This is a genomic window from Paenibacillus cellulositrophicus (assembly GCF_009363095.1).
Classification (GTDB): domain Bacteria; phylum Bacillota; class Bacilli; order Paenibacillales; family Paenibacillaceae; genus Paenibacillus_AQ; species Paenibacillus_AQ favisporus.
In genome coordinates this window covers 4,771,253-4,793,850 of record NZ_CP045295.1, presented here as the reverse complement: position 1 = coordinate 4,793,850, position 22,598 = coordinate 4,771,253, and the positions used below count along the sequence as shown (strand labels likewise).

Here is a 22,598-nt window from a genome sequence, read left to right as displayed (position 1 = left end):
CCATGATTAAAGGAGAGAGAACCATGTACAAATTGATCGCGATCGACATCGACGATACTCTGATTAACGACGATAAAGAGGTGACCCCGGGCACCCAGCAGGCGCTGGAGCAGGCGGTCGCCAAAGACGTGGTCGTCACGCTGGCCACGGGCCGGGCCTATGCCTCTGCCCAAGCCATTGCCCGCCAAACCGGGTTGAACGTGCCGATCATTACGTACCAAGGGGCACTGGTCAAAAACCTGATGGACGAAAAAGTCCTTTACGAGCGCTACGTGCCAAAGGATGCGGGCTACAAGCTGTTCCAATACTGCATCGAGCATAACCTTCACCTGCAGGTTTATATTGACGACAAGCTGTATGCCCGCGAAGAGAACCAGAAGCTGAAGGATTACAGCGAACTCAACCGCACGCCTTACTATATCGAGCCGGATTTTGAAAAGCTGATCGCCCAGAAGACGCCGAAGATGCTCATCATCGACGATCCGGCCTACCTGGATCAGCTGATCCCGATTCTGCGCGACCTGCTGGGAGACGAAGTGCACATCACCAAATCGAAGCCGCACTTCCTCGAAATCATGCACCGCGAAGGCACCAAAGGCCATGCCCTCACCTTCCTCGCCAGCCACTTTGGCTGCGACATGTCCGAGACGATCGCCATCGGCGATTCCTGGAACGATCATGAGATGCTGGAAGCGGCAGGCCTGGGCATTGCGATGGGCAACGCCATCCCGGCGCTGAAGGACATTGCGAACTACGTAACGTTAAGCAACAACGACGAAGGCGTGAAGGCCGCGATCGAGAAGTTTGTGCTGAACGTTTAATTCGGTCGAATATTTAGCGATAAGCAAGGTTTAAAAAAGACAGCCGCGAATCAGGATCACCGATCCTAGTTCCCAAGCTGTCTTTTTGTTTGCCGGCTGATATTTCCCGGCTGCTGGTTTACCGTTTACTGAACCGCTTTGGCCCGGTCCTTGCCTTTATCCGATTCGCCGGCGTTTTTGTTGGCGGCTTCCCGGTCCTGCTGCATTTCCTCCACGGTCTTCACCTTGAGGCGTGCCGCGCCGCGGTATCCTTCCCGGGTCGGAATCAGGTTGCCGGAAGCCAGCCGTACCGACGCCTCGGCGATGGCATCCCCGTATTGCGGCAGCCACTGCTCCTGCGCCACGAGCATTTCGTCGACCATCTGCCAAATTTCGTTCGGGTTGCACACCGCGCCAACCAGCGGGTCCATCATGAACGCCTGGCGGAGCAGCTTGTCGTCGCCATGCACGGCCGCTTCCACCGCCAGCCGCTGCACGGAAATGCTCGCATTGCAGACCGCCGCCGGTCCGAGCGGCAGATCCCCGACCACCGGCATGGAGATGCCGTTGCGGTCGACGTATCCCGGAGCCTCGATGATCGCGTCATCCGGCAGATTGGTGATCACTCCGTTGTTGACCACGTTGAAATGCCCCCGGTACACCCGTCCCGTCTCCAAGCCTTCGATGATGTAGGATCCGTGCTCATGGCTGCGCTGGTCCTGCTTGTATTCGAACGGCTTCTCCTTCATCCAGTTGGGAAAATCGGTCTCAAACCAGTTGCGCCCTTCCGTGCAAACGCGAAGGTATCCTCCGGTCTCCCCGTTGATCCAGCTGCCGAGGTCGATCCAGTCGTTGATTTCGTCCGCCCGCTTGCGGTACCACGGAACATACTCGCTGAGATGTCCGTTCGATTCCGTGCTGTAATAGCCGAAGCGGCGCAGCATGTCGATCCGTACCTTCTCCGTCCGGCTGAAATCCGGATGCTTCTCGAACGCTTCCAGCAGCTTGCCGGTCAAGTCCTCTCCGTTATGGCGGATCTGGATATACCACGTCTGATGGTTGATGCCCGCGCAAATGATATCCACTTCCTCCTGCTTCAGGCCAAAAGCTTCCGCAATTTGCCAGTGACCGCCCTGCACCCCATGGCACAGTCCGACCGTGCGGACCCCGCCGTATTTGTTGCAGGCCCACGTGAGCATCGCCATCGGATTGGCGTAGTTCAGCAGCAGCACGTCCTTGGACGCCATTTCGCGGATGTCCCTGCAGATGTTCAGCATCTCGGCAATGCCGCGCTGTCCGTACATGATGCCGCCTGCGCACAGCGTGTCGCCCACGCATTGATCAACGCCGTATTTCAGCGGAATGTCCACATCCGTCGCAAACGCCTCCAAGCCGCCCACGCGGATCGTACAGATAACGTATTTGGCATCCTTCAGCGCCTCGCGGCGGTTCGTCGTCGCGTGAATGTTAATGTCCAGCCCGTTCTCCCGAATGTCCCGCTGGCACAGCTCGGTTACCATGTCCAGGTTGTGCGGATTGATGTCCGTAAAAGCAACTTCCACGTTATGAAATTCCGGAACGGACAACAGGTCGCGCAGCAGTCCACGGGTAAAGCCAATGCTTCCCGCCCCGATAAAAGCAATTTTAAATGACACGGCAAAAACCGCCTCCCTCAAGAATAGTCGCCAGGTTCACCCTGATACAGGTATTGTAGCAACCCTTCCTGGGAAAACGTTATCAAATTCATGACCTCTTTGCCGGAAAAGTGTCAACAATTCTCACTTTTTGGATTTGGATTACTGCACGTCCCGGGAATCCACGTACCCTGCGATCCGGGAAGCCTTCCGGTACTCGACCGGCGTCTGGCCGGTATGCTTTTTGAACATCAGATGCAGATACTGGCGGCTGCCGATCCCCACGTAATCCGCGATATCCGCCACAGGAATTTCCGTCTGCCGCAGGAGCATCGCCGTTTTGTCCATTCGGTAGGCGTTCAGGTATTCCATGATCGACATGCCCGTCTTCTGCTTGAATACCCGCTGCAAATACCCGGGGTGAAGCCGGACATGCTCGGCGGCGTCTTTTACCTGGATGCTGCGATCGTAGTTCTGATACAGGTACTCGATGCACTGCCGCACGTACATACTCTGCGTATCGGGACCGGCCTCCACGTATTCCTGATGCAGCCGGGCAATCCGGATCAGCAGCTCGGCGAGCATCAGCTGCGGCATCAGCTCCTGTCCGGATTCGGCTGCGTCCAGCTCCAGAACAAGATTTTTCAGCAGCTGATGCACGTCATGAAATTCCCTAAGCACGACATAGGGAGCCGGGTTCTGGAACAGCGCCGCAAGCGCCTCCTCTCCCTCGGCCAGCTGTTTCGTCGACGGCAGCACCCCATCCCGCTCGACAAAGCGGAATTCGATGTTGAGCATCCGGCAGCGCCCCGTCACCAGCAGACGATGGGGAACGGTTCCGTCCAGCAGGATAAAGCCGCCCTTGGTCAGATGCACAACCGCTTCGTTTTCTCCAAACGGCTTCACCCCGACTGAGCAGTTCCCGTCTATGACATACATGATTTCGGAGGAGTCATGGGTATGCAGTGCCATGTCAAAACCGTTCCACTCTTTAAAATAGTAGGCGCTCACCTCCGGACGGCAGTCCGCCAGCATCAGCTTTTGGGGAAATAATCCGCCGGGTTCCCATCCGTCCAATTCGCTGCCATTCCATCCGCTGACGTTTGCCATGGATACGAACCTCCTTTTTTCCCTTAACGGTCAGCCCAGCTCAACCTTCATCCCGGCCACGGCTAGCGTCACCTGCGGAGGGAGCGGATAAGACCGGTTCAGGTCGATATCATGCGACATATGGGTGTAGACCGTTCGCAGCGGCTTCACCTCTTGCAGCAGCTCTGCCGCTTCCTTCATATCGTACACGGACCGGGTGGGATAAGGGGCCGTCTCATGAAAAAAGCTCGTCCCAAGCACCAGCAGATCCAGGCCGTGCAGCGGCCTTTTCTCCTCCTCGTTCAGACCGATCGAGTCCGAGCAGTACACCCAGCGGAAGCCCGGCTTCTCCAGCCGGTATGCATAGGCATAACCGTTCGCCCCATGCGTCACCTTCCACGTGGTGATGTTCCAGCCGCCAAGCTCGATTCCAGCATCAGCGGGAATCATTTGAAGCTGCCGGTGTATCCACGGAAACTGCCGCTGAATTTGGTCCAGCACCTCCTGCGGGGCATACAGCTCCCCTTTGGCCTGCCGCCAGCGGCATTCATCCGCCCACTCCGGCAGCCCGCCGATATGGTCAAAATGCGCATGCGTCACCAGCATCCGCGCCGTCGCCCGCTGCCCGATCGCTTCCATCTGGCTGCGCCAATCCGGGCCGCAATCGATAATAAAGCCGTCGGCCTCCCCCTGCCCCTGGACGAGCACGGAAGAACGCAAGCGCCGGTTCATCCCCGTCGTCCGGGCCTCCTCGCACACCTCGCAGCTGCAGTACACGCGCGGGACGCCCATCGCGTCCCCGGTTCCCAAAAAGATCAATGCGTCCATTGCGTCGGTCATCTCCTTATTTTTCCTATGTATGTAGGGTGGTGGTTATATTCCAGGTTCGTTACAGCTATATAAAATGAACTCAAGAAATTCATGTTGAAGGGCTTGGATAAGCTGTTACAACAGGGGGTTCAATTCGAAACTTGAGTTCAATCTATAATATGATACCATATTCGCCTTTCCGAGAGTTCTCGGTCTAGAGACCGACTGCAAAATCATACCAGCGGCGATTTATGCCGGCCGCTAATTCGAGTACACTGAGATCAAAGCTGCGAACGACGGACGCATCAGGCACCGCTGTTAAAACTGCCCCTGACCGGCGCAAGCCGGACACAGATGATCGGATGAACCGCATGATGCGGGTGCCCGGTGCCTGGGTGAAGTCCATCAACCACTCCAAGTTCGCCATATTTGTACCGTAAAATTTAAAAGAAACGAGGTCACCCGCATGGAGCTTTTCCGCAATGCCACATTTGTTAAAATGTTTTTGGCCAACTTCGCGTCCCAGCTTGGCTCGATGGTTGGCAGCATGGCTTTCGCCTTTTATCTCGTTGATCGCTTCAGCAACCAGCCCGCCTACGCCACATTAGCCGAGCTAATGTATTCTCTGCCGACGCTGGTCGTGTTCCTGTTCGTCGGCGTGCTTGCCGACAGACTGGACCGCAAACGTATCGCCGTCAACAGCGACTGGATCCGCGCGGTCCTCTCCCTGGTCCTGCTGCTCGCGATTTATGAAAACTGGATCGTCGGCGCGTTTGCCCTTCTATTTCTGCGCAGCGCCATCTCGAAGTTTTTTGCACCCGCCGAAATGAGCCTGCTCCAGGGGGTCATGAAACCCGAACAGTACGTGCAGGCCTCCAGCCTGAACATGTCCATCTCGGGCGTATTCATGCTCTTTGGCATGAGTCTCGGCTCGGCAGCTTACTATTACCTCGGCATTGAAGGCGCCATTCTGATCGACATGGCCAGCTTCGTCATCTCAGCCCTGCTTCTCATGTCATGCCGTTTCCCGCAGCATGTCTCCCAGCCCAACGGCAAAGTACGCTTGAAAGACCTGAATCTGAAAAGCATCGCCGCCGACTTCGGCATGGGCTTTCAATACATCGTCCGTTCGCGCCTGCTGCTGGCGATTATTCTCGGCTTTTTCTTCTTCGGCATCGTCAACGGCGTGTTTTCGATCCTGCCCCTCTTTACGATGAAATACAAGCTCAGCCCGGAACACTACGAGGTATACACACCTTTGGTAATGGTGTTCCTTGGGATCGGCTACCTTGTGGGCAGCGCAATCAGCACCCTGCTTATCAAAAAAATCGGTAAAGTGGGCGTGCTGATCACCGGACTGTTCCTCATCGGCATCATTACGCTGGTCGCCGGCGGTTTCCACAACATTCAGCTGTATTTGGGCACGATGGTGCTGCTCGGTGTGATCCTCGCTCCGATCAACGTCGTGCTGGGCGGATGGCTGCCGGAGCTCGTCGAGCCCCAAAGCATGGGCCGCGTCAGCGCCTGGATCGAGCCGCTCAACACGACCGGCCAGGCGATCGCGCTCGGATTTCTGGCCGTCGCCTTCCCCGGCCTGGTATCCGTCACCGCATTGTACTGGATCCTGGCGGCCAGCATCTTTATCGTCAGCGTCTACTACCTTGCCGTCCTGCCTTCGCTCAGCCGCAGGCACCAGCAGCAGGAGATGAACGTTGAAATGCCCGGCTGATGGCCGGGCTTTTTTTTCATGGTGGGGAGTGCACTTTCGTCCGCCTACTGGCCATTCTTGCAGCCAAGCACAAAAAAGCAGGCCCCGCCAAGCGGTCACCTGCTTAAACACTGCTCCGACTCCTGTCACTCAAATCCCCGCCAGCACCTGGTACCACACACCCCGCTTGGAGTAGAGCGTGCTGCGCACCTCACCCCAGCCGCCGAGATAGTTGATATCGAACAGCCCTTTCGGCACCGGGTACTTGGCCGCGTTGGCCTTCAGCACCTCGTCGTCGACGGGGCGGAAGCCGTGTGCGGCGAAGATTTCCTGCGCTTCCTTGCTCCACAGGTACTTCACGAACGCCTCGGCCACCTTGGTGGTGCCGTGCTTCTTGGCAAAAGCGTCCACGACGGCGGCCGGATTCTCGATCAGGATCGTGTTCTCCGGAATGACGACGTCGTATTTGACGCCCTGCTGGATGCGCGCCAGGAGCTCATTCTCGTACGTGACGATGACGTCGCCCACGCCGTACTCGAACGCCGCCATAGACGCCCGGCCGCTCTTGTCGAGCGACTCCACGTTCTTGTGGACCTGCTCCAGGAAAGCTTTGGCCGCGGCCGGATCCTTGTGTCCCTGCTGCTCCGAAGCTTTCAGACCTGCGCCGTAAATGGCGTTGATGTCCCACTGCGCCCCGCCCGAAGTCTTCGGGTTGGGGTACAGCACTTTGACCCCCGGCTTGGTCAGGTCCTGAAAATCCTTGATCCCCAGCGGGTTCCCTTCCCGCGTGCCCAGCACGACGATGGAGCGGGTGACCATGCCCTGGTCCGGATGTTTCGTCTTCCAGTCCTTATCGATGAGCCCCGCGCTGACGAGCTTATCGACGTCCCCCTCCATCGCGAGCATCGTGACGTCGGCCTCAAAGCCGCCGGCAATCGCCCGCGCCTGGGTTCCCGACGCCTCATAGGACTCCTGGAATTTGACCGTCTGCCCGGTCTTCTCCTTCCATTCCTGCTGAAACTTCGGCAGGATGTCGGCCATCGCATCCTTCGCCACGCTGTACGCGCCGATCACCAGGGTGACGTCGCCGCCCGCTGCCGATACGGAGCCATTCACCGGCGCATCCTTGCTGCAGCCGGTAAAGACGAGAATGCAGGCCAGCAGCAGAGCGCCGAGAAGACCCGGGCGGAGTGCCGGCTTTCTATCGTGATTTTGCATCGTCTGCTTTCGCATCGTCTGCCACTCCTTTAGGCTGAAACTTGCCGTGTTTGCCGCATCAGCCTGCCGGAGGGCAGGCTGGAATCGTAATACGGATGATCTTCACAGAAGCGGTATGGCTGTGTCATCTCTAAATTACAGAAGTATCCGTGCTAAAAGTAAGTATTTTCCGAGGACAAATATAAGATTTCAAATAAGCGATACTCCGATCTCTTTAAATAATGACCGGCATCGGGTCGACCTTAAGCCGGTTTTCTTCGATCCAGCTGCGCTCGTCGTTGAACAGGTACGCGCGGTGCACCAGCACCCGTACCGGCTGTCCCGGCTGCAGCGTATCCTTCTCCAGCGAGCGGTACGTCATCAGCTTGTGGCTGCCGACTTCGACCTCCACCATCCACTCGCTCCCGCGGAAATGCAGATGGCGCACGATGCCTTCCTCCGTCGCGGACAGCACCCGGAATTCGTCGGGCCCGCCGACTTCAATGTACTCCGGCCGGATGAGCGCCCGGGTGCCGCTGCCCCCGGCAGCTTCCTCGAAGCCTTTCAGCTCACGCGCATTCTCCACCACAGTGGACTCCCCGATAAAGGTCGCGACGAACGGCGTCTTCGGCTCCTTGTAAATATCCCACGGGGTGCCCTTTTGCTCCAGGCGTCCCTGATTAATGATCATGATTTCGTCGGCTACCTCGATCGCCTCGTCCTGGTCATGCGTCACGAAGATCGACGTGATGCCCACGCGCTCGATCAGCTCTCTCAGCCAGGAGCGGAGCTCCTGCCGGATCTTGGCGTCGATCGCCGCAAACGGCTCATCCAGCAGCAGCAGCTGCGGCTCCGGCGCGAGCGCCCGGGCAAAGGCGACCCGCTGACGCTGCCCGCCAGAGAGCTGCTGCGGATAACGCTTCTCAAAACCCGCCAGCCCGGTCAGCTCGACCAGCTCCATAACCCGGTCCTTGATCTGCGACTTCGGCGTTTTCTTCACTTTCAAGCCAAAAGCAATATTGTCGAACACCGTCATATGCTTAAACAGCGCGTAGTTCTGAAACACAAACCCGATGCCCCGCTCCTGCGGCGGAAGCGCGTTGACCAGCTCTCCGTGGAAGCGGATTTCCCCGCTGTCCGGCGTCTCCAGCCCCGCAAGCATCCGCAGAATCGACGTTTTGCCGCCGCCGCTCGGCCCGAGCAGACCGATTAGGTGGCCCTTTTCAATCCCAAAATGCACATCCTTTACGGCATGAAAATCACCAAAATGCTTGTTCAATCCGCGAACTTCCACATGCATATCAGCGCACTTCCCTTCTTTTTTTGGCCCATTCCATCAGGAGGAGCAGACTTACCGAAAAAGCAGCCAGAACCAGCGCAACGCTGTTGGCCGAAATGACATTGAAATTTTCCACGTCCTGGTATACCAGCGTCGTCGCCGTTTGGGTCCTGTTAATGATATTACCCGATACGACGAGCACCGCTCCGAACTCGCCCAGCGAGCGGGCCACCGTCAGCACGATGCCGTATATGACCGCCCAGCGGATCGATGGCCAGGTTACTTTCCAGAACGTCGTCCAGCCGTAGGCCCCCAGCGTCGAGGCGGCTTCCTCCTGCTGAGCCCCGATTTCCTGCAGCACTGGCATCACCTCGCGCACCATGAGCGGAAAAGTGACGAACAGCGTGGCAATGACCATCCCCGGAAAGGCATATACGATTTTAAAGCCAATATCCTCGAAAAAGGCCCCCACCGCGCTTCCCGGCCCCAGCAGGAGCACGATCATCAGCCCCCCAATCACGGGGGACACCGCATACGGCAGGTCGACAATGCTGTTCAGAAACCGCCGGAGCCCGCCGCTCATCCAGCTGCCGCGAACGAGATAGATAGCCATCATCATACCGAGCAGTGTGTTCAGCACCGTCACGGTGACGACGATGAGTCCGGTCATCATGAGGGCGTGCAGCGCCTCAGGCCTTGCCAGGGCATCGCCCAGACCGCCCAAACCACCTTCGAAGGCACCCATGACCATTTTGCCGAGGGGAGCGATCAGCAGCAGGAAAAAGACCAGGTATGTCAGCGTAATCCACAGTTTCTTCATGCTCTCTTCCCCTTCGTCTGCACAAAATTCACGACCCAGAGTATGACAAAAGACAGCGTCAGCAGCAGAATCGACACGGCAGCGGCCCCGGCAGTATTGTCGCTCTCAACCTCCCCGTAAATAAACACGGAGGCGATCAGCGTCCGGCCCGGAATGTTGCCGGCGACGAGTACGACGGCCCCAAACTCCGCCAGCGCCCGGGAGAAGGCCAGCATTCCTCCGCTGAGCATGCCCGGCAGCATGGACGGCAGCACGACTTGGAAAAAGATTTTGGTGCCCGAAGCCCCCAGTGTCCGCGCCGCCTCCTCCTCGGAAGGATCGATCTCCTCCAGCAGCGGCTGCACCGCGCGGATGACGAAAGGAAACGTGACGAATACCATAGCGATGACGATCGCCGGCTGATGGAACACGATTTCAAAGCCGAGCGCTTCGGCGGCTCCGCCGATCAGGCTGCCCGGTCCGAGCAGAAGCAGAATCATGAGGCCCCCGACCGCGGTCGGCAAGGCAAACGGGAGATCCACCAGACTGTTCAGCAGCGATCTGCCCGGAAAACGGTAGCGGACGATCACCCAGCCGATCATCGTACCGATCAGAACGTTAATCATCGTGGCCACAAGGGCCAATTTCAGCGTAAGGAGCACGGATTTCCACGCGATCGGGTCTTTCACGCTTTCCGCAAAAGCGCTCCATCCCAGCGAGAACGAATGATAATACACTCCCAGCAAAGGGAGCACGACCAGCAGTACAAAATAAAGAAGAACGGTGCTTCGAAAACCCCAGGTCCAGCCTTTATGTCGCAGCAGTGTATTCACTTGACCCCTCCCTGCCTCCGGGAATCGGCCCGGTCGGCGCTTGACGATTGATGATTTCCATTAGAGATTAAATTATTCCTATTTGACTACTTGGTTTTTGCTTATCAGTACTTTACCAAAAACTGTCTCACACCGTCAATACAAAAATAGATTTATTTCCAGTCTCCGTTTACGCCGCAAAAAAAAGAGCCTGCACGAGTGCAGGCTCTGCATTTTTCAGTCCAAAACATTCGGCACGTTTCGGTGCAAAGCCAAGGTCTAACCGTGATGATCCTTTGCCTCATCGAGACCGTCGGCGATGGAACTCCCAGCACTCCACTCTGTTATCGCTTCACCACGGACATATGGAGTTGATCGGCATGCGCAGTTCTTTTCGAACGTCTTTGGAAGGTTGCCAGGATGACGCCGCAAATAATCAACACCGAACCCGCAACTTGCATGTAGCTGATCGGCGTACCTAGAATGAAGTAGCCTGACACCATTGCAACAAATGGCTGCAAATTCAGAAACAGGGACGCGGTCGCGGCACCTACCCGGCGAATTTGAGCGTTCCAGACGACGGCGCATAATCCTTGGATAAGCAGCGCGGATCCAATTAAGACAAGCCACCACCCATAGTGTGGACGAATCTCAGCATGCGGTTCGCTCCAGATCGATACCGGGAATACCGCAATACACCCCAGCATCGTAGAGTAGGCCGTTGCTACAAGCGGTTCGATGCGCTCTGTCAGCTTTTTCATGAGAATGACAGACCCTGAAAATGCCCGCATGCAAATCAGCATCCATCCAATCCCGGACGAGATGCGAAGCATAAAACCTGCGCCATTCGCCACAACGAAAAAGACACCGGCAAAGGCGACGACCGACCCCATCGTCATCCGAAGCGTAAACGATTCCTTCAGAAACAAGCGGGCAAACAGCGCAGTGCAAATCGGTGATAACGATAATATCAATGAAGCCGTCGTCGCATCGACCGTGCGCAGCCCCGTAAAGAAGGAGACTTGATGCAGCAGCATTCCCACTAGAGCATAAGGTATTAAATACACGGTATCCCGCAGCGTAACCCGAACTAATCGGCGGGTGCCTATAAGAAAAACGTCTATCGACGTACCTTCCAAGAAGACAGACCGCGTTTAGCGGAAGTTTTTCTTGCGATTATAGAATGGTTCAGCTTCGCTGAAATTTATAAATTCTATAATCTTCAAATAAACCAGCAGGAACACCGAGGAGACGGCAAGCCGATAGGCCGATAGATGCAGCGCTGGAAATGCTTGCAGCAAAAGCGAGCCCAGTACGAAGTTGCTACCGTAGAGTGATCCGCAAAACAATAGAAGCAGATAGGATCGCAAACGATTCGCCTTCTTTCAAAAAAAGTGGGTACGAAAAAAGCCTGCGGCAGCATGCCGCAGGCCTCGTTTTAGGCATATGAAACTTTGGGCACTGCACCCGGGTTATTTCGCCGGGATGTACGATTCATCCAGGAAGCCGCGGATCGCTTGAAAAGCCTGCATCCTGTTCTTCTCCAGCAGCACCATGTGCGTTCCTTCCCCAATCTCTACCCAGCGGCGATAAACGGCGCCGGTCAGTGACGTGAAGAAGTTTTGCGCCAAATCTAGAGGCACATCGATGTCCCATTCTGCGTGAACAAGAAGGACAGGCACCGTGATCTCCTTGGGCTCATAAAAAGCTCTGTTAGCCGTCCAGTATTCACGGATGTCCAGAATCGGCCCATTGGTCGCCCGAATATGTCCCGGATGGACGCTTTGGCTTCCCGGATCGGAAGCTAACGTCGCTTCGGTCCATTGTTCGAACCAGCCTTCCGGAATCAGATCGCCGCGTTTATCTTCAGGGGCGGCGCTTAGCCAGCGTTCCTTCGTGCTTCCGACCGGGACGAGACGATAGGAGCCGAGTGCACCTCCGGTATCGATAGGGACCGGTCTCGTGCTCAGCCACTGAGGCGCAACAAGGATAAGCTTGTTTACTTTATCGTTGTTTCGGCTCGTATACGCCCCGGCGACCGTTCCGCCCCAGGACATTCCCAGAATGTTGACCTTCGATAAGTTCCGATGGTTTAAAACGAAGTCTACCGCCGAGCCCAGGTCGCGAACCCCCGTCTCCGTGCGAACCAGCGGAGGGTTGGAGTCAGCGGGCTGCTCCATCTCAGGGGGTCTCGTCGAGCCTCCATAGCCGCGTACATCCACGGCATACACGTCGTAACCATGACTTGCCAAATAGTCCAAGAACGTGAAGCCATCCAATTCAACGTCATACAAACTGCCAATCGGATATGTGGCGCCGTGAACCATGACAATCGTTTTTTCGTTCGTGAACGTGTTCATGGAAGCCGGACGTTTGTTGCGTACATATAGTTCGATTCCGGACGTATCGCTGGGGATACAGTGGTCTTCGGTCAAAATCGGTATATCGTGCCTAAAATCGTTTGTCGTCATGTTGTCAGCACCTTTCAATGTGATTAGGGTAGTTTATTAGATGAATTCCCATTTGAATCCGTTGCCGTCACGAGTCACGTACCCCGCAGAACTCCCCGGAAAATGGGTACTGAAATAAATGATGGGCCGATCCGCGACATAATCCAATACCCTGCGCCGGGAAACGCGTGCTTGTTCCGTGAATTCGCAATACATGGAATTCCACTCGGGATGATATACCTGAAACGGATGGTGCATCACGTCAGCACCGAACAAAGCTTCTTCTCCGCCGGACGTAAGGCTGATCGACATCTGACCGATGCTATGGCCGGGAGTCGGAATAAATTTGAACATATCGAGGAACTCCTCCCCCTCGGGAGAGATCGTCTTTATCATTCCAGCTTCGACAACAGGCAGAACGCTCTCTTCATATGCGTTAAAGTTGGGTTCGTTTTCTTTATTATGGCTGGCCGGGCTCGAGTAATATAGTTGTTCCGAAAGCGGAAATACATAGGTGGCGTTCGGGAACGTCGGTATCCATTTACCGCCTGCAAGCCTTGTATTCCAGCCGACATGATCCACATGCAAATGCGTCAACAGGACATAGTCCACGTCTTCCGGCGTAACCCCTGCCTCCAGGAGACGATCAAGATACGGCAGCTTTAGATTGGACAATTCCGGATTATACGGAAGATTTTTATCATTTCCCGTGGCTGTATCAATAAGGATCGTATGGTCCGGAGTCTTCACGACCCAAGTTCCAATACTAACGACAAGCTGAGAATCGCTGTCGATTAGACCGGCGGGCAGGATATCCCGATTCTTTTCCAGAAACGCCGGATCCCACGAGCCCGCAAAATAAACTTCCGGCGGGACGCCGCTCAGCGTCATTTCCGTGACACGGGTTACGGTTGCGTCGCCTACTTTATAGACTTTGTTCATTTGAAATCCTCCGGTTTTCTTTCTAAATCGTAGATCGTTCGAGACAACTATTATAATGGGATCTGAAAGCACCCCAAAAATTTCGCTCAATATGGAAATGGTTGAAGGAATTCGTAAATACCCGGGTATGAGACTGAACATCAACCTTGATATAATAGTAGTTCTTAACCCCTGATATTTCAACGGTTTTACAGCGTAATTCGCTCTGCTTCAAAGTGCTTGATACCACTGCAAATATCCGATATGATACACGTAAAAATTACGTTCACAGCGAAATTTTCAGGTGAGGAGGACTTCAGATGAATTCAATCGGCGATACCATTCGAAATACGAGAAAAAAACAAAAATTGACGCTCAAAGAGGTTTCCACCATGGCCTCCATCTCTTTGTCTTTTCTCAGTGAAATCGAACGCGACAAAGTGAATCCATCCCTAAGCGTTCTCAAGCGTATAGCAAACGCTCTGGGTGTGAATTTTACCGATCTGTTTGGCGAGGAGAAACGAAGTATCGTCATCAGAAAAAACGAACGAAAACCTCTCGTTCACTCCGAAGGTTCCAGAATAACTTGGTATGCTCTCAGTCATGGAAGCGGCAATAAGATGGGACCGATTTGGGGAGTTCTCGAAAAAGGCGCAACATCAGGGGACGTCAGCGTTGGCCATCCCGAAGGGGAAGAGTTTCTTTTTATCCATACCGGACGATTGGAGTTCATCCTTGGAAATGAACGGTTCACGTTCGAAGAAGGCGACAGCATTTATTACGATGCCCGAACGCCGCATAGTTACAAAAATATCGCCGAGGGGGAGACGCTGCTGATTGCCGTTCCCTCTCCAGCTACCTTCTAGATTCACTTTATCCTGTGGAGGAATAGGCCAGCCCGTTCATTGTGCTTACGGCGCAGCAGCTGTATCATAGCCTTATAACATGTCCAATATTAGGTAAAATACACTTTAGGAAAGGAGACATACGACATGCTGCATACCCTTGAATTAAGTACGGCGTCACGGGACGAAATGAGGGATATTACCCGCGAGATTATCTCGCTGGTTCATCAGAGCGGGGTCAAGGAGGGGAAGGTGCTGGTTTACTGCCCGCACACGACCGCCGGCATCGCCATTAATGAGAACGCCGATCCGGACGTGAAGCATGATGTGCTGCTGCGTTTGGATGAGGTGTATCCGTGGGAGCATCCAAAATACCGCCACGCCGAAGGCAACACAGCTTCCCATTTGAAGTCGATCACCTGCGGACCTTCGCAGACCGTGATCATTACGGAAGGTGAGCTGCTGCTCGGACGCTGGCAGGGGATTTATTTTTGCGAGTTCGACGGGCCGCGCCGCAGACAATACCATGTAAAAATTATGGAGGGATAAAGAAGCCCGCCGTATCCCCAAAAGCACGCATGACAAAACAGGTGTCGGGGTGTGAGGCATTTCTGCATGCCCTCCCCTTCACCTTATTTTTTTCAGCTGCGCTCACACTCACCACAGCATTTATACGTTGGCGCAATACCAATTCACCGTTATAAAGTAAGTATCTAAAAAAATTACCGCAGACTGCGGCAGCATATCTTCACATGCGTGATGGCCGCGGGTTTGATCTCCTCAAAAGTCACGCGATCCTGGATGTAATACGATATGAATCCGTGCATGGACAAAAATAACGTTAACGGCAGATTGCGGCAATGATCGGGGCCGTGCTCCTCCTCGTTCATATAACGGCGCACCATGGAGGCAAACAATTCGAAGCAGCGCCCCTGCTCAGAACGGCAGTAGGACAGCAGTTCTTCGTCCCGGATCATGAACATGATCTCGTACTGATAAGGATGGTCCAGGCCGAAACGGATGAACTCCAGCATGAGCTGTTCCACCTTGGTCAAGTCCTGGGTCGGAGCGACTTTGAGCACCTTATTCAGCTGTACAGCGAGATTGTTGAAATCCTCAACCACGATGGCGTAGAACAATTCTGCCTTTTCCTTGAAATGATAGTATAAGGAACCATGACTGTAACCTAAATGCTGACCAATACTGCGCATAGAAATGGCCCGGTATCCCTTGGTCACAAACAAATGCCTGGCCGCTTCCAGAATCCTCTCCCTCGACAACTCCTGTTCCACTGCTCTTCTTGCCATAGACCTTATTCCCCTTCAATAAAATAAAGCTTTTCGCCCTCCGTAATCAGGGATTGCCCCTGCGTCAAATCCACCATCCACGACATAAACGTCTCCGCTTCACGGTCTTCCGGCAGGCACGTCAGCCGCACCTTATCCGTAAACACCGTTTCCCCCATTCGGACCTCACGGCCCCGGAGCTCGTTCTCGACCTTCCCCAGCCAGGTATAGTCGATTTCTACAAAAATCTCGCGGTGAAGCACGCGTGTGATCGCTTCCCCCGCTTCAATCGCCGCCACAGCACCGTCCGTGTAAGCCCGGATCAGTCCCCCCGCCCCCAGCATGATGCCGCCGAAGTACCGGGTCACGACGATCGCCACATTTTTCAACCCTTGATTGCGGATCACCTCGAGAATCGGCTTGCCGGCCGTTCCGCTCGGCTCCCCGTCATCCGACTGCTTCTGGATTTCATCCCTCTCCCCAATCATGTAGGCGGAGCAGTTATGCGTGGCATTCCAGTGCAGCTTCTTGATCTCTTCAATAAAAGCGTTTGCATCATCTTCGCTGTCCACCGGTTTCACATGGCCGATAAAACGGGACTTCTTAATGACAATTTCCTTGGATCCCGCCCCCCGGACGGTTCGATAGCGATCAATCATGTTCATGCCCTTTCTTATTTGCCAAGAAAGCAGTCCCCCGCTGTTGATTAACCGGTGAACTGCTTCCCTAGCTTTGTAAGTCTATTCAAAAGTTGCTGATGTTATTCTTATTCGGACAGTCTTGCTTCCAGCTTCGCTTTTTCTTCCTCGTAGCCCGGTTTGCCGAGCAAAGCGAACATGTTCTTCTTATAGGCTTCCACGCCAGGCTGGTCAAACGGATTGACGCCAAGCAGATAGCCGCTGATACCGCACGCCTTTTCAAAGAAGTACACCAGATATCCGAAGGAATACGGAGTCATATCCGGTACGGTTACGATCAGGTTAGGAACCTGTCCGTCTGTATGTGCCAACATCGTGCCTTGGAAGGCCTTTTTGTTGACGAAATCCATCGTTTTGCCAGCCAGGAAGTTCAGGCCGTCCAAATCGTCCGGATCGCTTTCGATCGTAATTTGCTTCGCTACATTGTCCACCTGGATGACGGTTTCGAAAATGTTGCGGCTGCCTTCCTGAACGAATTGTCCCATGGAGTGCAGATCGGTCGAGAAGTCGACGGATGCCGGATAAATGCCTTTGTAGTCCTTGCCTTCGCTTTCGCCGTACAGCTGTTTCCACCACTCGGATACGAAGTGAAGAGAAGGCTCGTAGTTCACGAGAATCTCGATGGCTTTGCCTTTGCGGTACAGTGCGTTACGCACGGCAGCGTATTGGTAGCTGAGGTTCTCATGCACGTTCGGGTTGCTGAATTCCTTGGAAGCGTCAGCGGCACCCTGCATCATCTCTTCGATGTTGATTCCGGCAGTAGCAATCGGCAGCAGGCCAACCGCAGTCAGTACGGAATATCTTCCGCCCACGTCGTCCGGAATGATAAAGGACTCATAGCCTTCTTCATTCGCGAGCTTCTTGAGGGCTCCTCTTTCCTTGTCGGTTGTTGCATAGATACGCTTGCGGGCTTCTTCCTTGCCGTATTTCTTCTCCAGCTCGGCTTTGAAAATACGGAATGCAATTGCAGGTTCCGTCGTTGTGCCGGACTTGGAAATGACGTTCACGGAGAAGTCCTTGCCTTCGATCAGATCGAGCAAATGCGCCACGTAAGTGGAGCTGATGTTGTTGCCGGCGAAATAGATCTCAGGCGTCTTGCGCTTATCCTTTGGTAATACATTATAGAAGGAATGGGACAGAGCTTCAATCGCCGCGCGTGCGCCGAGGTAAGATCCGCCGATTCCGATGACGATCAGAACGTCAGAATCGCTTTGGATTTTCGCTGCTGCTTTTTGGATGCGTGCAAATTCTTCCTTGTCGTATTGGGTAGGAAGATCGATCCATCCCAAGAAGTCAGAACCTACGCCTGTCTTGTTATGAAGCTGCTCGTGAGCGAGTCGGATCGGCTCTGCCAGATAATCCACTTCGTGCTGACCGATAAAGGAGAGCGCCTTACTGTAATCGAAATTTAATTTGGTAGACATATCTAATGTAAACCTCCTAGTTTGGCTTCATCTCTATTCTATTACGCTCCGAAAAAAACAGCTTTAGAATAGGATACTGTAATTTGACTGCATTTGGCAAGGACAATATGAAGCTTATCCACCCACAAATTCACTTCTCCCCCCATGGATTGTCGCATGGCCTCATGGTAAACTTAATGAATGCTTATATCTCACAGGAAAAGGTGATTCTCATGAAAAAAATAGGCTTCATCGGACTGGGCACCATGGGAGCGCCCATGGCTTCCAATTTGTTAAAACAAGGTTACGAGGTAACCGTCTATAACCGCACGGCTTCCAAGGCCGAAGCGCTTGTCCGGGAAGGTGCGTCCCAAGCGGCCACTCCCGCCGAAGCAGCCTCAGGACAGGATGCGGTCATCACGATGGTCAGCAATGACGATTCCATCCGCGAGGTGTTTTACGGCGAGGACGGCATTCTGAAAACGCTGGCTCAAGGCACCACCGTCATTGACAGCAGCACCATTTCCCCGGGGCTCGTTAAAGAGCTGGCCGCCGAGGTTCACAAGCTCGGAGCCTATTTCCTCGACGCACCGGTTACCGGCAGCAAGCCGGCGGCCATCGACGGCACACTCGTTTTTATGGTCGGCGGAGAAGCTTCCGTGCTGGAAGCCGCATCCGGCCTGTTTGATACGCTGGGCAAGAAGGTCATCCATATGGGACCAAGCGGCAGCGGTTCCGTTGCCAAGCTTGCCCATAACACGATGGTCGGCATCAACAACCTGGCCCTGGCGGAAGGCTTCGCCATCGCCGCCAAATCCGGCATTCCTGCGGACAGCTTCCTCGAGCTGGTGCAGCTCGGTTCGGCCGGAAGCAAGGCCGCGGACCTGAAAGGCCGGAAGATCATCGACCACGACTTCAGCAACCAGTTCTCCCTTGCGCTGATGCTCAAAGACCTGAAGCTTGCCTCCTCCCTCACCGACGCAACTGGCGTACCGTCCCCAATGCTGAACCTGGCAAAAAGCCTGTTTCAAGCCGGGCAGACGCAGGGCTTCGGAGATGAGGACCTTTCCGCTGTCGTCAAATGCTATGAAGCATGGATCGGACAGACGATCGGCGGCAAGCCGCTGCAATAATGGACAGGCTCCTTCCATATACAGCCATAGGTTGAATGGAACGGCTCCAAATTATGCAGAAAATTGAGTTAACCGGAGAGAAAAGGGTAAGTCCGCCAAGATGACGGACTTACCCTTTTTCGTTACTCCGCCGGGTAGGAGCAGCAGTAATCGGTTACGCTGAACACTTCCAGAGCGAATTTGGAATGGGCAGGCACGTGAAACGTGTGTGCTCCCTGAATTTCTTGCCAGGATTCTTCACCGGGAAGAAGGACCTTCAGGTGGCCGGACAGGATCTCCATAATTTCAGGACCGTCCGTCCCAAATTCATACGTGCCCGGAAGCATGATTCCGAGCGTAACCTTGCTACCATCTTCCAGAATGACGGTGCGGCTGGTCACCTGGCCGTCATAATAGACGTTGGCTGCTTTGACGATGGTGGCATTGCTGAACTGCGACATGTGCTCACTGCTCCTTTTGAACTCAAAATATGAATTAAACGGCTATGACCTTACAGCAGCCCTTTGACACGGCTGACTACATTGTCCACCGTAAATCCGTATTCTTCGATGACGCGGTTGCCAGGAGCGGATGCGCCAAAGATGGAGATGCCGAGAATGTCGCCTTTGTCGCCGACATAGCGTTCCCAACCGAATGGCGAAGCCATTTCGATGGCAAGACGCGCTTTGACGTCAGGCAGCAGGACGGAATCTTTGTAAGCTTGATCTTGTTTTTCGAACAGATCCCAGCTTGGCATGCTGATGACGCGAACCTCGATGCCCTCTTTGGACAGCGCTTCGGCGGCTTTCACAGCCAACTGTACTTCGGAACCCGTTGCGATGATTTGCGCTTGAGGTTTGCCGTTCTTCGCGTCAGCTACTACATAAGCACCGCGCTTGATGCCTTCGCGTGCACCCTCAACCGTAGCGGCCAGGATTGGCAGGTTTTGGCGCGTCAATACGAGCGCTACCGGGTTCTCTTTATTTTCAACAGTGTAAGCCCAGGCAGCCGATGTTTCGTTGGCGTCAGCCGGACGGATCACAGTCAATCCAGGAATGATGCGCAGCGATGCCAGCTGTTCGATCGGTTCATGGGTAGGACCGTCTTCACCAACCGCAATACTGTCATGAGTCAGAACATAAGTGACAGGCAGCTTCATGATCGAAGCCAGACGAACCGCCGGACGCAGGTAGTCGGTAAATACGAAGAACGTACCGCCGAATACTTTCAGTCCGCCATGCAGCGTCATGCCGTTCATCACGGCAGCCATCGCGAATTCGCGTACGCCGAAGTAGATGTTGCGGCCTTCGCGGCTGTCAGGCGTGAAGTTAGCCAGGTTGTTCAGGTGAGTCATCGTGGAGCTTTCCAAGTCGGCGGATCCGCCCAGCAGCTGTGGTACGCCGCCTGTAAGACCGTTCAGGGCGTTACCGGAAGCAACGCGTGTCGATACGGCTTTGTCTTCCACGGAATACTTCGGAAGGTCTTTATCCCATCCTTCAGCAAGGTCGCCGGCAACAGCCTTTTCGAATTGAGCGGCCAGTTCAGGATAAGCTTTCTTGTAAGCTTCGAACTGCTCGTTCCATTCTTTGTTGACTTTCACGCCGTGTTCTTTCACTTTCGCGAAATGAGCGCGAACTTCTTCAGGCACGTAGAAGTCTTCTTCGTATACCCATTTGTAGAATTCTTTGGTCAGCTTGGCTTCTTCCGCACCCAGCGGGGATCCGTGAGTACCGCCATGGCCGCCTTTACCTTGTTTGTTCGGGCTTCCGTAACCGATGACGGTTTTCACTTCGATCAGGGTCGGTTTGCTCGTTTCGGCTTGCGCTTCCGCAATGGCTTTCTCGATGGCCGGAAGATCGTTGCCGTCTTCCACGCGCAGCACTTGCCATCCGTATGCTTCAAAACGCTTTTGTACGTTTTCGGAGAAGGACAGGTTAAGTTTACCGTCGAGGGAAATGTCATTGGAATCGTACAGCATGATCAGCTTGCCGAGCTGTTGATGGCCCGCCAAAGAAGCAGCCTCATGCGAGATACCTTCCATCAGGTCGCCGTCGCCGCAGATCGCGTACGTATAGTGGTCAACCACTTTGTAGTTGTCTTTGTTGTAAGTTGCAGCCAGCTGAGCTTCAGCCATTGCCATACCAACGGCCATAGCCACGCCTTGTCCAAGAGGACCTGTCGTTGCGTCAACGCCAGCGGTGTGACCGAACTCTGGGTGACCTGGAGTCAGGCTTCCCCATTGACGGAATTGTTTCAGTTCTTCCATTGGAAGATCGTATCCGCTCAGGTGAAGCAGGCTGTACAGCAGCATAGAGCCGTGCCCAGCGGAGAGAACAAAACGGTCGCGGTTAATCCAAGTCGGATTCTCCGGATTGTGGTTCATCGTCTTTGCGAACAGCTGGTATCCCATTGGTGCAGAGCCCATCGGCATACCCGGATGTCCGGAGTTGGCTTTCTCGATCGCATCGATCGCGAGGGTACGGATCGTCGTAATCGACAGATTATCGATGGTCGCGTTCTCGGCCTTGTCAATCGCTTGATTCTTGTCAGTCATGGTTATCCTCCTCAGTATTTCTGGGAAATTAACATGAAGCGGGCACACTTGAAAGCACGGAAAAACCCGGCGGCTTAGAAGAACATCCGCTTGAATGTTTCATTTTGACTTATTATAACACTTGCCTTTCTTCTTTTCCATAACCTTTATCACCATTCCCCATGAAGAAGGTCATTATGCGGAGCAAATCAGATCGGATAAAGGGGCAGCAGATACCGCCCGAAGCCAAGAGCCGAGCGGTATTGAGCGAAGTCTCGCCCTCCCTCCGTCTGGCAATAGTTTCAAACTTCTTTCATGTACCCCTGCGGGTTGACGCGTCTTCCATCTATGACCCGCATGATCCGGTCCTGAAACAGCAAAAACCATTGGAAACAGCCGTTTCTTCGAGTATGATAGTTCGTAACTCAACTGCATGTAACGAGGTGAAAACGTCAAATGAACGGAAATACGCACATTCTGGTCGTGGAAGACGACAACGACATCAGCGGCCTGCTCTGTAGCATCGTCCGCCGCAGCGGATATACCGCACAGCCCGCCTTTTCCGGAACCGAGGCCCTCATTTATTTGAAGCAGCAGCCCTGGGACATGGTCCTTCTGGATTTGATGCTTCCCGGCTTATCCGGCGAGGAAGTGCTGAACGAAGTTCGGGAACACGGCGCTCCGCCGGTGATGATCATATCCGCCAAGGGCGACCAGTCCGGAAAGATCGCCGCCCTACGCGGCGGTGCCGACGACTATATCACGAAGCCGTTCGACATCGAGGAGGTATCTGCACGCATCGACTCGCATCTTAGACGGGTCCATCGTGCCGCGAACTCCGCCAAGCCGGTCATCTATTCGCATAAAAATTTGCTGCTCGACCCGGAAGCTAAAACCGTACACGCCGACGGCGAGCCGATTTCCCTGACCGCCCGCGAATTCGATATCCTCCATCTGTTCATGGCATCGCCCAAAAAGGTATTTTCCAAATCCAATCTGTATGAAAGCATCTGGGGCGAGGAGTTTCTCGGGGATGACAATACCGTCAACGTACATATGAGCAATCTGCGCAGCAAGCTGGCCAAAGCTTGCCCCGGCGAGGAATGGATCGAAACCGTCTGGGGCATCGGCTACCGGCTGAAACCGTGAGGAGGTGGAGCTTAGGTCCGCTGCCTTTTAGGGCTGTGCAGCCGCATCTTCAACAGCAGAGCGTTATCCGCTG

General features: G+C 54.4%; 21 protein-coding genes. 6 read left to right on the top strand and 15 right to left on the bottom strand.

Annotated features, from left to right (window positions below; all coding sequences use genetic code 11):
* Positions 1–23: 23 nt before the first annotated feature.
* Positions 24–821 carry a Cof-type HAD-IIB family hydrolase gene (locus GCU45_RS21690; RefSeq protein WP_076173429.1) on the top strand — a complete coding sequence of 266 codons (798 nt, stop codon included), beginning with the start codon at positions 24–26 and terminating at the stop codon, positions 819–821.
* A gap of 125 nt (positions 822–946) precedes the next feature.
* Here the strand turns inward: GCU45_RS21690 and GCU45_RS21685 are convergent, their stop codons facing one another.
* The 3 genes from GCU45_RS21685 to GCU45_RS21675 form a co-directional block, all read right to left on the bottom strand.
* Entirely contained in the window at positions 947–2,455 is a 1,509-nt protein-coding gene (locus GCU45_RS21685) for an alpha-glucosidase/alpha-galactosidase (protein WP_152400432.1), read from the bottom strand.
* Between the two features lie 141 nt (positions 2,456–2,596).
* On the bottom strand, positions 2,597–3,544 hold the full coding sequence (locus GCU45_RS21680) for an AraC family transcriptional regulator (RefSeq protein ID WP_244364199.1): 948 nt from the start codon (positions 3,542–3,544) through the stop codon (positions 2,597–2,599).
* A gap of 30 nt (positions 3,545–3,574) precedes the next feature.
* On the bottom strand, positions 3,575–4,351 hold the full coding sequence (locus tag GCU45_RS21675) for an MBL fold metallo-hydrolase (RefSeq protein WP_152400430.1): 777 nt from the start codon (positions 4,349–4,351) through the stop codon (positions 3,575–3,577).
* A 448-nt stretch (positions 4,352–4,799) separates the two neighbouring features.
* On the opposite strand from GCU45_RS21675, the gene GCU45_RS21670 reads away from it, so the two are divergent.
* On the top strand, positions 4,800–6,062 hold the full coding sequence (locus GCU45_RS21670) for an MFS transporter (RefSeq protein ID WP_152400428.1): 1,263 nt from the start codon (positions 4,800–4,802) through the stop codon (positions 6,060–6,062).
* A gap of 129 nt (positions 6,063–6,191) precedes the next feature.
* On the opposite strand, the gene GCU45_RS21665 is transcribed toward GCU45_RS21670, so the two are convergent.
* The 7 genes from GCU45_RS21665 to GCU45_RS21630 all read right to left on the bottom strand — a co-directional run bounded on the left by GCU45_RS21665 (position 6,192) and on the right by GCU45_RS21630 (position 13,520).
* Positions 6,192–7,259, bottom strand: a complete 1,068-nt coding sequence (locus GCU45_RS21665; RefSeq protein WP_152403242.1) for a sulfate ABC transporter substrate-binding protein — start codon at positions 7,257–7,259, stop codon at positions 6,192–6,194.
* 214 nt (positions 7,260–7,473) lie between these two features.
* Positions 7,474–8,538 carry a sulfate/molybdate ABC transporter ATP-binding protein gene (locus tag GCU45_RS21660; RefSeq protein ID WP_076173434.1) on the bottom strand — a complete coding sequence of 355 codons (1,065 nt, stop codon included), beginning with the start codon at positions 8,536–8,538 and terminating at the stop codon, positions 7,474–7,476.
* Position 8,539: 1 nt separating this feature from the next.
* Positions 8,540–9,337 (bottom strand): sulfate ABC transporter permease subunit, encoded by a 798-nt coding sequence (locus tag GCU45_RS21655; protein WP_116231956.1) that lies wholly within the window; start codon positions 9,335–9,337, stop codon positions 8,540–8,542.
* Complete coding sequence (gene cysT, locus GCU45_RS21650; protein ID WP_076173436.1) at positions 9,334–10,149, bottom strand: sulfate ABC transporter permease subunit CysT; 816 nt, start codon at positions 10,147–10,149, stop codon at positions 9,334–9,336. The genes GCU45_RS21655 and cysT overlap by 4 nt, the downstream gene beginning before the upstream one ends.
* 323 nt (positions 10,150–10,472) lie before the next feature.
* Positions 10,473–11,267 (bottom strand): DMT family transporter, encoded by a 795-nt coding sequence (locus tag GCU45_RS21645; RefSeq protein ID WP_152400426.1) that lies wholly within the window; start codon positions 11,265–11,267, stop codon positions 10,473–10,475.
* 333 nt (positions 11,268–11,600) lie between these two features.
* Positions 11,601–12,599, bottom strand: coding sequence for an alpha/beta hydrolase (locus GCU45_RS21635; RefSeq protein ID WP_152400425.1), 999 nt, complete (start codon positions 12,597–12,599; stop codon positions 11,601–11,603).
* Positions 12,600–12,635: 36 nt separating this feature from the next.
* Positions 12,636–13,520: an MBL fold metallo-hydrolase gene (locus GCU45_RS21630; protein WP_152400423.1), complete on the bottom strand. Its 885-nt coding sequence runs from the start codon at positions 13,518–13,520 to the stop codon at positions 12,636–12,638.
* 299 nt (positions 13,521–13,819) lie between these two features.
* Between GCU45_RS21630 and GCU45_RS21625 the strand changes: the two genes are divergently transcribed.
* The gene (locus tag GCU45_RS21625; RefSeq protein ID WP_152400421.1) at positions 13,820–14,365 is read left to right on the top strand and encodes a helix-turn-helix domain-containing protein; all 546 of its coding nucleotides are present in this window, start codon (positions 13,820–13,822) and stop codon (positions 14,363–14,365) included.
* 126 nt (positions 14,366–14,491) lie between these two features.
* Positions 14,492–14,893, top strand: coding sequence for a secondary thiamine-phosphate synthase enzyme YjbQ (locus tag GCU45_RS21620; protein WP_152400419.1), 402 nt, complete (start codon positions 14,492–14,494; stop codon positions 14,891–14,893).
* A 173-nt stretch (positions 14,894–15,066) separates the two neighbouring features.
* Here GCU45_RS21620 and GCU45_RS21615 read toward each other — a convergent pair whose 3' ends face one another.
* The 3 genes from GCU45_RS21615 to GCU45_RS21605 form a co-directional block, all read right to left on the bottom strand.
* Positions 15,067–15,651: a TetR/AcrR family transcriptional regulator gene (locus GCU45_RS21615; RefSeq protein ID WP_076173442.1), complete on the bottom strand. Its 585-nt coding sequence runs from the start codon at positions 15,649–15,651 to the stop codon at positions 15,067–15,069.
* A gap of 5 nt (positions 15,652–15,656) precedes the next feature.
* Entirely contained in the window at positions 15,657–16,289 is a 633-nt protein-coding gene (locus GCU45_RS21610) for a YigZ family protein (protein ID WP_076173443.1), read from the bottom strand.
* Between the two features lie 107 nt (positions 16,290–16,396).
* Entirely contained in the window at positions 16,397–17,752 is a 1,356-nt protein-coding gene (locus tag GCU45_RS21605) for a glucose-6-phosphate isomerase (protein WP_116231950.1), read from the bottom strand.
* A gap of 212 nt (positions 17,753–17,964) precedes the next feature.
* Between GCU45_RS21605 and GCU45_RS21600 the strand changes: the two genes are divergently transcribed.
* Positions 17,965–18,864, top strand: a complete 900-nt coding sequence (locus tag GCU45_RS21600) for an NAD(P)-dependent oxidoreductase (protein WP_105446021.1) — start codon at positions 17,965–17,967, stop codon at positions 18,862–18,864.
* Between the two features lie 122 nt (positions 18,865–18,986).
* Here GCU45_RS21600 and GCU45_RS21595 read toward each other — a convergent pair whose 3' ends face one another.
* Together GCU45_RS21595 and tkt are read right to left on the bottom strand one after the other, a co-directional pair.
* Complete coding sequence (locus tag GCU45_RS21595) at positions 18,987–19,304, bottom strand: pyrimidine/purine nucleoside phosphorylase (protein ID WP_076173446.1); 318 nt, start codon at positions 19,302–19,304, stop codon at positions 18,987–18,989.
* A 50-nt stretch (positions 19,305–19,354) separates the two neighbouring features.
* Entirely contained in the window at positions 19,355–21,397 is a 2,043-nt protein-coding gene (tkt, locus tag GCU45_RS21590) for a transketolase (RefSeq protein ID WP_116231948.1), read from the bottom strand.
* Between the two features lie 435 nt (positions 21,398–21,832).
* Between tkt and GCU45_RS21585 the strand changes: the two genes are divergently transcribed.
* Complete coding sequence (locus GCU45_RS21585; RefSeq protein ID WP_152400417.1) at positions 21,833–22,525, top strand: response regulator transcription factor; 693 nt, start codon at positions 21,833–21,835, stop codon at positions 22,523–22,525.
* Positions 22,526–22,598 lie beyond the last annotated feature (73 nt).